General features: G+C 39.9%; 14 protein-coding genes. 8 read left to right on the top strand and 6 right to left on the bottom strand.

Annotation, left to right across the window (positions count from 1 at the left end; genetic code table 11):
* The first annotated feature begins 257 nt into the window (after window positions 1-257).
* A complete protein-coding gene (locus B2X72_RS26325; RefSeq protein ID WP_112373694.1) occupies window positions 258-1232 on the top strand; it encodes a YeiH family protein in 975 nt (324 codons plus the stop codon).
* Here the strand turns inward: B2X72_RS26325 and B2X72_RS26320 are convergent.
* From B2X72_RS26320 to B2X72_RS26310, 3 genes are all read right to left on the bottom strand, one after another.
* Entirely contained in the window at window positions 1229-1693 is a 465-nt protein-coding gene (locus B2X72_RS26320) for a GNAT family N-acetyltransferase (RefSeq protein ID WP_088160361.1), read from the bottom strand. The genes B2X72_RS26325 and B2X72_RS26320 overlap by 4 nt on opposite strands.
* 40 nt (window positions 1694-1733) lie before the next feature.
* Window positions 1734-2192 (bottom strand): MaoC family dehydratase, encoded by a 459-nt coding sequence (locus B2X72_RS26315; protein WP_046673910.1) that lies wholly within the window; start codon window positions 2190-2192, stop codon window positions 1734-1736.
* A gap of 169 nt (window positions 2193-2361) precedes the next feature.
* A complete protein-coding gene (locus B2X72_RS26310) occupies window positions 2362-2793 on the bottom strand; it encodes an SRPBCC domain-containing protein (protein WP_075991220.1) in 432 nt (143 codons plus the stop codon).
* Between the two features lie 178 nt (window positions 2794-2971).
* Here B2X72_RS26310 and B2X72_RS26305 point away from each other — a divergent pair, with 178 nt between their 5' ends.
* The 5 genes from B2X72_RS26305 (at window position 2972) to B2X72_RS26285 (ending at window position 8315) form a co-directional block, all read left to right on the top strand.
* Complete coding sequence (locus B2X72_RS26305) at window positions 2972-3778, top strand: alpha/beta hydrolase (protein ID WP_088160362.1); 807 nt, start codon at window positions 2972-2974, stop codon at window positions 3776-3778.
* Window positions 3779-3960: 182 nt separating this feature from the next.
* The gene (locus tag B2X72_RS26300) at window positions 3961-4329 is read left to right on the top strand and encodes a hypothetical protein (protein ID WP_146752993.1); all 369 of its coding nucleotides are present in this window, start codon (window positions 3961-3963) and stop codon (window positions 4327-4329) included.
* A gap of 174 nt (window positions 4330-4503) precedes the next feature.
* Window positions 4504-5385 (top strand): DUF3347 domain-containing protein, encoded by an 882-nt coding sequence (locus tag B2X72_RS26295; RefSeq protein ID WP_112373692.1) that lies wholly within the window; start codon window positions 4504-4506, stop codon window positions 5383-5385.
* Window positions 5386-5396: 11 nt separating this feature from the next.
* Window positions 5397-5828 carry a hypothetical protein gene (locus tag B2X72_RS26290; RefSeq protein WP_112373691.1) on the top strand — a complete coding sequence of 144 codons (432 nt, stop codon included), beginning with the start codon at window positions 5397-5399 and terminating at the stop codon, window positions 5826-5828.
* 210 nt (window positions 5829-6038) lie between these two features.
* Window positions 6039-8315: a multicopper oxidase family protein gene (locus tag B2X72_RS26285; protein ID WP_112374044.1), complete on the top strand. Its 2277-nt coding sequence runs from the start codon at window positions 6039-6041 to the stop codon at window positions 8313-8315.
* Window positions 8316-8694: 379 nt separating this feature from the next.
* Here B2X72_RS26285 and B2X72_RS26280 read toward each other — a convergent pair whose 3' ends face one another.
* Complete coding sequence (locus B2X72_RS26280) at window positions 8695-9693, bottom strand: beta-ketoacyl-ACP synthase III (protein WP_286852150.1); 999 nt, start codon at window positions 9691-9693, stop codon at window positions 8695-8697.
* Between the two features lie 306 nt (window positions 9694-9999).
* Complete coding sequence (locus B2X72_RS26275) at window positions 10000-11433, bottom strand: PLP-dependent aminotransferase family protein (protein ID WP_112373690.1); 1434 nt, start codon at window positions 11431-11433, stop codon at window positions 10000-10002.
* 217 nt (window positions 11434-11650) lie between these two features.
* Between B2X72_RS26275 and B2X72_RS26270 the strand changes: the two genes are divergently transcribed.
* Together B2X72_RS26270 and B2X72_RS26265 are read left to right on the top strand one after the other, a co-directional pair.
* Window positions 11651-12808, top strand: coding sequence for an aspartate aminotransferase family protein (locus B2X72_RS26270; RefSeq protein ID WP_112373689.1), 1158 nt, complete (start codon window positions 11651-11653; stop codon window positions 12806-12808).
* Between the two features lie 135 nt (window positions 12809-12943).
* Complete coding sequence (locus B2X72_RS26265) at window positions 12944-13357, top strand: NUDIX hydrolase (RefSeq protein WP_088160369.1); 414 nt, start codon at window positions 12944-12946, stop codon at window positions 13355-13357.
* A 14-nt stretch (window positions 13358-13371) separates the two neighbouring features.
* On the opposite strand, the gene B2X72_RS26260 is transcribed toward B2X72_RS26265, so the two are convergent.
* The gene (locus tag B2X72_RS26260) at window positions 13372-13899 is read right to left on the bottom strand and encodes a hypothetical protein (protein ID WP_112373688.1); all 528 of its coding nucleotides are present in this window, start codon (window positions 13897-13899) and stop codon (window positions 13372-13374) included.
* Window positions 13900-13930: the final 31 nt, after the last annotated feature.

The raw sequence follows: 13930 nt of genomic DNA, 5'->3' as shown, positions 1-13930 counted from the left end.
TGTCAGTTTCATCGGTATATAATTATTAAGTCGAGTTTAATCCATCTGTTTAGTAACCTATTTGAAATATAATCATTTATCGTAATATTTTAATGTTCTAACAATAAGGATTATTTCATTTTTATAACGTATTCTTTAGCTATTTTGGCTAAAATGTAGTTGTTTGTTATAACCAATTGTTATGACTCATTTATAATTGTGTCTTTTAAAATAATTGAGAGTTATTCAATTTTGTGCCAAATCAATGTATCATTGTCATGGACAAAAAAATAAATACGACAATTCGTTATAAGCAGCTACTCAATCGAAAGATCTCCGTTCGGGAAATCATTTTTATACTCTTATTTGTATTGTGTCTTACCCCATTTGTTTCAGCTCCGCTTGCCTTACTTTTGGGTATTATTGTGGCACAATGGATCGGTCATCCCTTTCTGGCAGTCAATCACAGGGCAACACAGATTTTGTTACAGATTTCTGTCATTGGACTTGGCTTTGGAATGAATATCGATACGGCTATCCAAACGGGTAAGCAAGGGTTTGTGTTAACCGTTATTTCTATTCTCGGAACATTATCATTGGGCTATCTATTGGGTAGGTTACTCAAGTTGGAAAAGGTAACCGCTTATTTGATTTCTGTCGGCACGGCCATTTGTGGTGGAAGTGCTATTGCGGCGGTTTCACCAACTATAAAAGCCAATGAGAAGCAAGTAAGCGTGGCGCTAGGGACCATATTTGTACTGAATGCCATTGCTTTATTTGTATTTCCTGTTGTCGGTCATTTGCTTGATCTCAGCCAGACGCAATTTGGTTTATGGTGCGCGGTTGCTATACAGGATACCAGTTCTGTCGTTGGTGCAGCGAGTAAGTATGGTAATGAAGCACTACAGGTCGCGACAACCGTAAAATTAACTAGAGCTTTATGGATTATTCCGATCGCCTGTTTAAGTGCTGTAGCATTCAAGACCAAAGGGACGAGCATTAAAATACCATATTTTATTGGTCTATTTGTATTGGCGGTTATCTTAACAAGTTATATCCCTTTTTTTCAGCATATAGGAGGCTATGTCGTCTATATTTCAAAGATGGGGCTTACCTTAACTTTGTTTTTAATTGGAGCAAGTTTGTCTAGGGAGGTTTTGTTGGCAGTAGGTTTTAAAGCAATACTACAAGGAGTAGTGCTGTGGTTGGGATTATCAATACCGGTACTTGTCTATATTTATTTTTGCCTTTAGGCATTTAACGTATACTTCAGCATAATCATATCTTTCAACAGTTGACCATTTTCATAAATAGGCAGCTCATAATTTTCGATGAAAAAATCTTTACGGATAGCGTATTTAACAAAGCCATTTCGTTCATAAAAACGAATTTGAGCCAGACCACAATCTGCGGTACCCACAATCAGGTTCGGGTATTGCTGGTAGTTCTCCTTGATAAAATCAAGTAGTTGACTTCCGAGGCCCATGCCTTGAAACTCTGGTGATACGGCGATGTTTTTAATCTCTAATGTTTCCGTATTGACCGGATATAAACAGAAAACAGCGATAGGTTTTACCATTTCATAGACAACATAAACCATCGATTCATAGAGGTATTTGTCGATTGCATGAATGGTTTCGTCTGCTAAAAGCAACAAATCATAAGGATAATCCTTATGATTTGTAATAAGTTTTATTTGAAAGCTATTGCGCATGTATAAGAATTCGCCAATGGCCTATAGTCTAATGTTGGAATTAATTGAAATGATATAAAAAGATAACATCACCCACGTAAGCCGGTTTTGCACTGTCTTTGATTTTCAATGTAGCTTCAATGGTAACTTTAACAACCCCTCTCAAATTGACCACCGATTTTACTTGTGTATGTAGCTGTACAGCATTGTCAACCAAAACGGGTTGTGCAAAACGTAAGTTTTCAATCCCATAATTGATTTCCATTTTGACATTTCTTACTTCAGCAATTTGTTTCCATAAATAAGGAATAAGGGACAAGGTCAGATAGCCGTGGGCAATAGTTGATTTGAAAGGACTATCCGTTTTGGCCTTTTCGCTATCTAAATGAATCCATTGGTGGTCTAGTGTTGCATCCGCAAATTGATTAATTTGTTTTTGATCAATAACATGCCATTGGGATTCGCCTAATGATTTTCCTTCAAAGGCTTTGTACTCTTCATAATTGTTAATTATTGTCATATGTAATCTTTTTATCGCGTTTTGTTGGTATCGTTCCCCGCTTTTAATGGAGAAGGGAAGATGAATTAGTGGCTAAATATAACTATACTTTTAAGAATCCTAAGCATATCCTTTATTTAAAAGATGATCGCATGAAAAGACAAGCTAAGTTTGTTCATCATTCATACGATTACCCGAGTTGTGTCGTTGCATAGGTGTTTTCAACGTAGGATCTGAAATTTTCGAGTATGGCCTGCCATCCATTACGCTGCATATCAATTGGATTTTCCGTTTCTGCATCAAAAATTATCGTGATATCCGTAGCAGACTTTTTTGCATTGAAGTTGACTTCAACATGACGGCCATCAGGCATAACATAGGCTATTTTTTTAAAGGGTTCAAGTGCGGTGTAGCTGCCTTCAAAATCAAAGCCCATAGATCCGTCTTTTGCCTCCATGCGGTTTTTGAACTTTCCGCCAATGCGTAAATCATTGATTGAACTTGTACAGTGCCAATCGTCTGAAGCATGGTTCCATTGCATGATATCCTCGGCTGAGTTATACGCATTCCAGATCGTTTCTACGCGTACGTTGATATGGGTTTCAATCTTTATCTGTTCCATATAATGTATGATGTTTTCTAAGTTAATAACAGGAAAATTTGGGTTTTGTTATATCTATCGCCAGATAATTATCAATATAAAATAAAAAGTGTAAAGTTGAAACTTATTTTAGCTCAACTAAATAGTTTTGATTGAGTTTTGTTAACTTTAAGCTATTTAACACTTAAATACGATTTATATGTCCTCCAAATTGCTTGTTATCTTCTTTTTTCTGTTTTCACCGAGTTTGATTTTTGCGCAGCAATATAAAACGACAACCGACGTTGCCTATTGTAAACCTGATGAACCAGATTCTTATAAGAAAGAACGTTGTAAATTGGATATCTATATCCCGACTGATCGTAAAAATTTTGCTACCATCGTATGGTTTCATGGAGGTGGACTAGAGGAGGGAAATAAATTTATTCCACTTGAACTTAAAGAGAAAGGTGTAGCGGTTGTAGCGGTAAATTATCGGCTAAGCCCCAAAGCGAAATCGCCGAGCTATATTGAAGATGCTGCTGAGGCTGTTGCATGGACATTTTCACATATTGCCAGCTATGGTGGAGATCCCTCAAAAATTTATGTGTCGGGGCATTCTGCAGGCGGATACCTGGCTTTAATGGTTGGTTTGGATAAGCATTACCTTCAAAAATTTGGTGTTGATGCAAATAATATAAAAGGGCTGGCGCCGATTAGTGGGCAAACAAATACGCATTATACAATTAAAAAGGAACGTGGTCAATCTATGGTGATCCCCCAGATTGATCAGTTTGCACCACTTTCTTTTGCACGGAAGGATGCACCGCCAATTCTCCTGATCACTGGCGATCAACAATTGGAAATGGCCGCACGGTTTGAGGAAAACGCACATTTGGCAGCGATCTTAAAACAGGTTGGGCATCCCAAAACCTCGTTGTACCAACTGCAGGGTTTTGATCATGGAGGAGTGTATGCACCCGGCTGTCTGTTGATGCTTAACTGGATCAAAGGACTCGAAAAATAGTTTTTATGTGGTCAGGCCGAGAATCGGAAATACAGCAAATCAAAATATTATAAACAAAATAGGAAATATTACAATTGTACATTCGTAAATTCTACCGAAATTTACCTCCAAAGTAGCACATCTCTACTTATCAAATTTAATCCGTTATGTGGGCAAAACGCAATATCGTATTTATAATCTGTATGCTGGGGCTTTTTTTAGCACCCCATAGGTTATTTGCCTGCCACGAACCGTCCGAAAAGCCAAAACAGGAAGAAAAATCCTGTTGTCTTGATGAAAGACAACATATAAAAGATGTCGGAACAGAAGATTGTTGTAAAGATGAAAGAGCTGAATCGCCAAAATCTGATCACCATGGGGATGACTGTGGTAAACATTGTGGCGAAAAATCATGCCGCACCTCGCTGCAATGTAATCCTATTGTTTCAGTAATCGAAGCTCAGCTTATTTTACCCTTGCATGCTGATGCATTAAACGCTTATGCGCGTTATAAACAACCTTATTGCGCAGATGCCTATTTTTCCATTTGGCAACCTCCTCAGATCGCTTAAAGTTAGACTGTTAGCCCATGCTATGTCTTTTTGGATCGGTTTCTCTATCCAAAACCCCGTTTATTTAGCTTATGAAAATCCCCTTTGAATCTATCGGATTCAATACGCCAATACAGTAAATCGCTGTAGAAGGGTTTTTCGTCAGTATTCTTTTATATACTACATATCATAATCATGAGATTAATTTCATTACTTGGTTTGGTAATCCCTGTATTACTATCCACCCAACATACACATGCACAAATTAAAAATGCAAAGACAGCGACTGTAAAGGTTTTTGGAAATACTCCGGCTGTTAAAACGATCATTGAAAAAGAAGGTAAGGACGGACAATTTGCTAAAGTTGACTGGAATCAGACAACCAAGCTAGCGGTTGTTACCTACGACTCTTCAAAAACAAGCGCGGATGAGGTCCTTAAGCGTATTGCATTGGCGGGGTTCGACAATGAAAAATTTCTGGCTCCAGATGATGCTTATATTCAATTGGCAAAAGCTGAACAATATGAACGAATCTTAAAACCCGCATTAAAAAATGGCACTGAACATCAGGTCGATCATACGAATCATAGCCAGGGCGTACAAACGATAATTCAACCTTCGGCGAATACAAAATCAGCCGATGAAAAGACCGCGTTTGCGCTGTTGACAAATCCTTATTTTGCGCTAAAGGATGCTTTGGTGAAGACAGATGCGGTGGCAGCTGCAGCTCAGGCAGAGGCATTTCAAGCAGCAATCAAAGCTGTCGATATGAATAAACTTAGCCATGATGAACATACGGTATGGATGAAGGTTATGAATAAGCTGGCAACCGATGCGGCAGGTATAACTAAAAATAAAGATGTGGCTAAGCAACGTGTGGCTTTTGCATCTCTTTCAACTACGTTGTATGAGCTTCTGAAGGTGAGTAAAGTGGATGGACCTATTTATTATCAGCACTGCCCCATGTTTAATGAAGGCAAGGGAGCGCATTGGTTAAGTAAGGAGAATGCCGTGAAAAACCCATTCTTTGGCGTACAAATGATCAGTTGTGGAAGTACAGTAGAAACGTTAAACTAATCGGCTGAGTTATGAATTATTTCCTAGCTATCCTATCGGTTGTTGTGTTGTCTTTAACGGCCTGTGGTAGTTCACAAACGAATACCAAAGCTGAAGATCGAATAGCTTCTACTGATCCTGCTATCGGTTTGCCTGTACAGTCCGTTCAATACAAGGTGGGCGATCTTGTGCCTACAGCACAAGTTTGCATGGTGAATGATGCTTTTATGGGGAAAAAACAATTGCTGGTCAGACACGAGGGTAAGGATTATTATGGCTGCTGTGAAATGTGTAAAAAGCGCATACCCCAAGAAGCTGCGATACGTGTGGCTATTGATCCTTTTTCAAAAAAAGAAGTGGATAAGGCGATGGCTTCCATCGCAATTACCGGCGATCAGGGTGAAGTTTCCTATTTTGAAAACGAAGCAAACTATCGAAATTACATTAAAAATCTAAACCTTTAACTAGCTTTTGGCTTGCAAGTAGTACAACAGTCCTGCATTTTGTTAGTTTGCGGAAAGATACAGGTGCCTGGATAAACTATTTGATATTGATTTTGTTGATAAGTTTATCGGTGACACTATTTGTCACAGGACATCACGGGGCTAGACTGGTCTATCAATATGGCGTAGGACCGATGGGAAATGGAATACTAATCAATTAAATGAATGAACATGCGTAAAAAGAGTAATATATTAACGGTTGTTTTATTATTGATGACACAACTGACAGTGCTGGCCCAGAAAGTGGTTCGTCATGACCTTTATGTACGGGATACCATTGTCAATTATGCCGGTAAATCAAAACGGGCAATCGCTGTAAACGGACAGATTCCGATGCCTACCCTGACTTTTACTGAAGGAGATACGGCGGAAATTGTTGTTCACAATGAGTTAAAGGAGAGCACGTCGCTACATTGGCATGGTATTTTTCTGCCGAACAAAGAAGACGGAGTGCCACACCTGACGCAGGAACCTATAAAGCCGAATTCGACTTATACTTATCGCTTTCCGATAATCCAGCACGGTACACACTGGTATCATTCGCATTCCGGTCTGCAGGAACAGATCGGTATGTATGGTAGTCTTATTCTCAACAAGCGTGCAGATGATAAGACTTTTCGCAAAGGAATTGATGATTTACCCACGATTCCGGTCATATTGAGCGAATGGACAAATTATAACCCCGATAACATTCAGCGGATGCTACACACGGCCAACGATTGGGCCGCGATAAAAAAAGGCGCTACACAATCGTACGTTGAAGCTATTAAAGAAGGAAAGTTTAAAACTAAAGTTACGAATGAATGGAAACGTCAGCTGGCAATGGATGTCAGTGATGTGTATTATGATAAGGTCTTGATGAACGGGGCTCATTCCACGGATTTAAAATCGGTGAACGGTAAAGCTTTGAAAGCAGGAGATAAAGTGCGTTTGCGAATTTCCAATGGTGGTGCTTCGTCTTATTTTTGGCTGCGCTATGCAGGTGGCAAAATTACCGTTGTTGCCAATGATGGGAATGATGTGGTACCGGTGGAGGTCGATCGATTGATGATTGCCGTATCGGAGACTTATGATGTCGTTGTAACAATTCCAAATGAAGGAACAGCTTACGAATTTATGGCAACAACAGAAGATCGAACACAATCTGCAAGTTATTTTGTCGGAAATGGTATTAAACAGTTGATTTCTCCACTTCCCCGCCTTAAATATTTTGAAGGCATGAAGATGATGAACGATATGATGAAGATGAATGGGGATCTCAATGATATGGGTATGAAGATGAGTCTGAATCAGATGGATATGAATGTGGTGATGTATCCCGAAATTACAGGTGATGGAAAGAAAAAAGAAGATCACAGTAAACATAGCGGTATGGATCATGGACAAATGAAGATGGAAGAAGATCCCAATCGTTATAATGCCAATGCATTGGGCGATATTGTAACGCTAAACTATGCGATGCTGGAGTCTCCTCAAGCGACTGAATTGCCTAAAGAAGCGCCGATACGAGATCTTAAATTTACGCTTACGGGAAATATGAGCCGTTATGTATGGAGCATGGACAATAAAATTCTCTCGGAAACGGATAAGATACCGGTAAAAAAGGGCGAGGTATTGCGCATTACCATCTATAATAATTCGATGATGCGTCATCCAATACATCTGCATGGCTTTGACTTTAGACTGTTGAATGGAAAAGGATCAAAAGCGCCATTGAAAAATGTGGTAGATATCATGCCAATGGAGACGGATACGATCGAATTCTTAGCAAATGAAGAAGGGGACTGGTTTTTTCATTGCCACATCCTGTATCATATGATGGCTGGGATGAATCGTGTGTTTGCTGTGGATGATTATAAAAATCCCAATCTTCCAGACAAAGCCAAAGCCTACAAGGAATTGCAAATGGAAAGTAATATGACCCATTTTATGGCGCAAAATGATTTTGCGACCAATGGAAATGACGGTCAGGCCATGTTTCAGAATGCGCGTTGGCAGCTCGGTTCCGAATGGCGATTAGGGTATAACGATATGCATGGCTATGAGGTGGAAACCCACCTGGGTAGATACTTTGGGAAGATGCAATGGTTTATGCCATTTGTAGGTTTTGATTATCGTTATCGCCGTATGGGGGAGGATGAACATGAGAAAAATATCTTTGGACAGGCCAATAAAAAAGATAGTCGCAAAGCTTTGAGTCTAGGTTTTATGTATACTTTACCTATGTTGGTCAACTTTCAGGCGGAGGTATATCACGATGGTATTGTCAGATTGCAGCTGATGCGCGAAGATATTCCGATCGCTAGAAGAATCCGTGGTGATTTTATGGTCAACTCGGACCTTGAATATATGGCCGGACTAAATTATGTCATCACCAAAAATATGGCGTTTAGAACGCATTATGATAGTGATATGGGGTTTGGTGTGGGCCTGTCATTAAATTATTAAAAGCGTAGATCTTATTTGAGTTAGGGGGCTTTGCAGTGCAAAGCCCCCTTTTCTTTTGCCATTAAAAGAGAGAATAAATGGAGGACATCTTCTGAAATGATACAAACTTTATTGAGACTTCATTGGAAATTAAATCGGACTTTAGACGCTTTCATCCGAATGAGGTCCCTATAAGGTCCGTATAAGCTCCCTATAAACTCCCCATTATTTATTCCTTTCTTCTTCACGGTGCTGCCTGTAAAAAGAGGATAGGTTCGATTCTTCTTGCGCAATGGCGATCCTGTTTTTGGTGGCGGGAAATAAAGAAAAACCCCAGAAATCATTGATTCCTGGGGTTTTATTTTAGTGTGAATTTATGACGACTAAAGTTTTTGATCGCTTAAATCATCCATTTAAATATGCTGGCTCCCCAAGAGAAACCGGCACCAAAGGCGGTTAACATGACTAAATCACCGGTATTTAATTTTTTAATATTTTGCCAGATACATAGTGGGATCGTGGCAGCAATGGTATTTCCTAGGTATTCGATATTACTTAACGCTCTATCTTCTGGTATATTAAGACTACGCCCAACGGCATCAATGATGCGCTGATTAGCCTGATGTGGGATTAACCAATTGATATCTTCAATCTGTAGGTTGTTGCGTTGCAAAACCGTATTACAGGCATCGCTCATAGACTGCACAGCATGTCTAAATACAGTTTTACCATCTTGTTTCAGGAATCTGTTGTCGTTAACAGGAAGATTGCTGTCGATTGGATACAAAGAACCGCCGGCTTCAATTTTTAAAAATTCTTTTCCCGCTCCATTGCTACATAGATAGGCATCCATAATTCCACCTTCTAAAGATAGCTCAAGCCATATCACACCAGCGCCATCACCGAAAAGAATATTGGTTGAACGGTCTTTTAAATCGACATAAGTACTGATGTTGTCGGCTCCGACTACGAGTACATTTTTATAACGTCCAGTCTCAACGAGAGCAGAAGCCATATCTAAGGCATATAAAAATCCTGAGCAAGCAGCATTGACATCAAAAGCCCAAACATTGGTAAGACCTAAGATTTCTAAAATGATATTTGCTGTTGCCGGCATAGGCATATCAGGTGTAGAAGTCGCCACAATTAGGGCATCTACATCGTTCAGATTTTTATGATATTGTGTTGCCAAATCTTGTATAGCTTTTACAGCCATGTCTGATGTGGCAAGATTTTCTTCTAAAATTCTCCGCTCCTTAATACCTGTGCGTTTGATAATCCACTCATCGGATGTATCGCAAAACTGCTCCAAATCTGTATTCGATCTTTTATTCGGTGGAATATATCCGCCAATACCAGTTATTGCTGCATATGGCCTGCTGGGTATTCTCTCAGTCATAAATTAATGTACTCTATTCTCTCTCTTATTATATAGCTATCCTATTAGGAATTACTCGTGTGTCTTTTGCGCCGTAAAACTACGGTTAATTTATGCGATTAATAAGTGAAAAAGTTGATTTTTGACAAAACAATTACGTTTTATCAGCATTTTTAACTGTTTTTTACGTATTACCTATACTAATCTTTTAATCGGTCTTTATGGGGCGGAATTAAATATTGAATGTGCTTGTTTTTTCAGAATTTTAATCTAATGAAGTCCGTCCGAATTGGAAAATAGTCTAGTTGCTTTTTGTGTTTCAAACCATTAAGTGGAGAGTTTTGCCTGTTCCAAAAGTTCAGCCAAAATGACTATTCCTTCTTCGATCAATTCCTCTGATAAGGATCCGTAGCCAAGCCGTATTCCGCCAAAAACATTTTCTCTGCTGTAGTTTTCGGGATGCGGTATATGTACTGATCTTTCCTTTAATTTTTGGAATAAAAATGCCCAGTCGATTTGATGTTTAAAAGATAGCCAAACCGCCAATCCCCCTTGTGGAGAAGTGTAGTTCACATGATCCTGCAGATGTTTGTCCAATTGGGCGATCATAAAATCACGTTTCCTTTTGTAAAGCTGTGTTGCTTTTCGGATATGTCTACGAATTGTTCCATCCTGAATGAGTTCCAGTACAGCTTGCTCCATAATATTGTCACCTTGGATATCGATGATATAGCGAAGTTCGGTAATCTGCTGGAGCAAATGTTCGTTTCTCGTCGCAAGATAACCGATACGGAGTGCTGGTGCGACAACTTTGCTCAGCGTACCAATGTAAACTGTATTGATCAGCTCCTGCTGTGAAGCGAGCGGGTAATAGGGAGCTTGTTCAAAATGAAATTCGTAGTCGTAATCATCCTCGATGATCGTGAAGTTATATTGGTTGGATAATGCTATTAATTGTGATCTCCGTTCTTTGCTTAATGTGACGGTGGTTGGATACTGTCGATGTGGGGTAAGGTACAGCGCCTTAATATTGCTCTTTTTCAATAAATGAGGCAGCAGTTCTTCAACGAGAAGACCATCGGCATCGACAGGAATAGGAATCAATTTCGCGCCGGCTTTTTCAAAGATCTTCCAGGCTGAATGGTATCCAGGGGACTCTACAAAGATATAATCATCGTGCTGTAATAGGCATTGGGCGACCAGGTACATGGCCATTTGGCTTCCACGACTGATGCATAGCTTATTTTTATCGATGTGCATGTTGCGTTCGATGTTGAGCATATTGGCGATTTCTTCACGAAAATCTAGATGACCTCGGGGATCGGCATATCCCATCATTTTCCAACGTGCGCTGCGTTTAAAAATTTGGCGATAAGCCCGTCCGAGCTGTTCTACCGGGGCAATCTTACTGTCTGGATTACCGTCATCGAATATAATACGTGTTGGAGGCTGAAGATCAGATAATTCGATCTTTTGTGCAACATATAGGTTCGAGCCATAAGGTAATTGGGCCGCTACAAATATACCTCTACGTGCTTGACTAACCAGCCAGCCTTCGCTCAACAGCAACTGTATGGCATCAATTACCGTGTTTCGGTTTAATTTTAGTTGGGCTGCAAGAGATCTGCTACTCGGTAAGGCCGTTCCCTTCGGCAATCTACCTGATTGAATATCAGCAGCAATGTTATCCGCTATTTGGATGTAAATCGCTTTTGAAGAGGATCTGTCAATATCTATCGTTAAATTCCAAGGTCTAAGCATGAGGCTGTTGTATCGGGTAATTGTTCAAATATACAATTGTTCTGCAGGATTAAAATACATTCGATAGATGGCGCATGAGCAGTGCTGCGCTATTCTATTTAAGATGAGTTATTTTGTTTATTGCCTGTGTCGGCTGGACTAGGAATAAATAACCATCTTGGACTAGGAATGAAAGGGGATTTAAGTGGATTTGAGTTTTACTAATTCTAAGTCATTCATGAAACCATTTCCCGTTTTTGAGAAAGTTGATATTGCGATCGAACGAGCTCTTGGTTGCTTTGTCTATGATAAACAGCAGCAGGCCTATCTAGATCTCTATGGTGGTCATGCCGTTATTTCTGTTGGGCATAGCCATCCGCATGTTGTTGAGGAAACTATACAACAGATGAACAAGATCGGATTTTATTCAAATGCAGTTACAAACGATCTTCAGGATCGTTTGGCCGAACGCTTAGGCAGTGCCTGTGGCTATCCGACCTATGCTATTTTTTACAGTAATTCGGGAGCTGAAGCAAATGAAAATGCACTGAAGTTAGCTTCGTTCCATACGGGAAGGAGGAAAGTATTGGCGATGTCCAATGCGTTTCATGGGAGAACCTCAGCTGCGGTTGCGGCAACGGATATCCAGTCAATTCGTGCACCATTAAATGAAAGTGAACAATTTGTCTTTACACCTTTCAACGAGATCTCCAGTTTGAAAAAACAATTGGAAACGGAAGAATATTGTGCGGTCATTATTGAACCTATTCAAGGTGTCGGGGGAATTCATCGGGCAAGTACTAGTTTCTTACAGGAAGTAAGAGCAATTTGCACGAAAACTGGGACCATGCTTATTTTGGATGAAATTCAATGCGGGTATGGGCGCACGGGACTTTTCTTTGCACATCAGCATGCAGGGATAGAAGCCGATCTAATTACGGTGGCCAAAGGGATTGCAAATGGGCTGCCGATGGGGGCAACAATTATTTCGCCTAAGATAAAGCCGGTCATAGGGCAATTGGGAACTACTTTTGGTGGTAGTCATGTGATCTGCGCGGCAGCTCTGGCTGTACTTGATGTAATTCAAAAGGAGCAATTGATTGATAATGCCGCAGCTGTAGGTGAATTTTTGTTGACAGAATTAAGAAAAATTCATGGCGTGAGTGAAGTTAGGGGGCAAGGTTTGATGATTGGCGTAGAGTTTGAAAACGATATTCGACATCTGCGCAAAGAACTGCTGTTTTCTGAAAAGATTTTTACAGGATATGCAGGACGCTATACGCTCCGTTTATTACCGCCGCTGTGTTTTACCATGAATCATGCGGAGACTTTTTTGAAGAGCCTACGGAAGCTTGTGCTCAAAGAGAAACTAGCCTATGATGTTTCGGGATATTGATTAGCCTCTCTATTGATTTTGTGCAAAGTTTTAATGAAGGATTCTCCAAATTAGCTGTCGCGCTTTGATAAATGTCGTAAAAGAAGTAATTTCACATCTAGCGTATTTAATCAGTAATAGTTTATAATAGATTTCATGACAACAACAAAATGTTTGCCTACAGCGGGTTTAGTGAGTATTAAGGAGGATAAATTATTATTAGCGTATAGCAACAATAGAAAGGCATGGTATCTGCCGGGTGGAAAGATTGATGCGGGGGAGGAAGCTCTGCAGTCCCTTCGTCGTGAAATTTTGGAGGAGCTAAATATCAATCTGGATCCGGATAAAATCTCCTATTATTGCCATGTTACAGCCCCGGCATACGGGCTTGTGCCAGAGGTTATCATGGAACAAGATTGTTTTCTGTATCCATTAACAGAGCAGATCGAACCCAGTAATGAGATTGGTGCCGTTCGTTATTTTTCACACCAAGAGTACCAGGAAGAACCGATCCAGGTCATTGGCGTTTTGCATGTGTTTGACAAGTTGAAGGCTGACGGATTGATTTAAAAACCCTGTCGCTACTAGATGCCATAGCCTTCATTGAGACAGCTTATACCTTTTGTGTCTTTTAAAGGTATAATTTTCTGGCTTTTGGTATCCATACGCCATGCCTTGACGATTTTGTCGAAATATTCTTTGCTTTCATCGACCCGGCTAATGGCTATAATTTCACTGTTTGGTTTGTCTCCTTGCTTGCAGTTGCATAAGCTAAGCTGCTCGTTGGACTTCAGTTTTTGGATATTGATGGTATCCAAAATCTTGTATTTGACTTTACCTTTGCTATCATCGGGTAACAATTCCTCTAAAATACAAACACCATTTTTGGCATTTGTAAAATAGCCGGCAGCAAAGCGATAATCGCCCTGTGCATTCTTGTCGGTTTCAATAAGTGCGCCAGTTGTGTAGGTATAAGATTTTAATTCAGCAATTTCATTGATCTCACGGAATACTTTCCCATATAAGGGGTTTTTCTGATCGTTAACGGTATTGAAACTGGACCAACTGCAGATGGATAGAACCGCAATCGGTATAATTAGTATATATCTCATAGTTTTCAACAATTAAAAACGTTATTAAGTT

Source organism: Sphingobacterium sp. UBA7253, from assembly GCF_002472745.1.
Lineage (GTDB): Bacteria > Bacteroidota > Bacteroidia > Sphingobacteriales > Sphingobacteriaceae > Sphingobacterium > Sphingobacterium siyangense.
The sequence above is the reverse complement of the archived record's forward strand: the minus strand, read 5'-3'. Positions and strand labels throughout refer to the sequence as shown.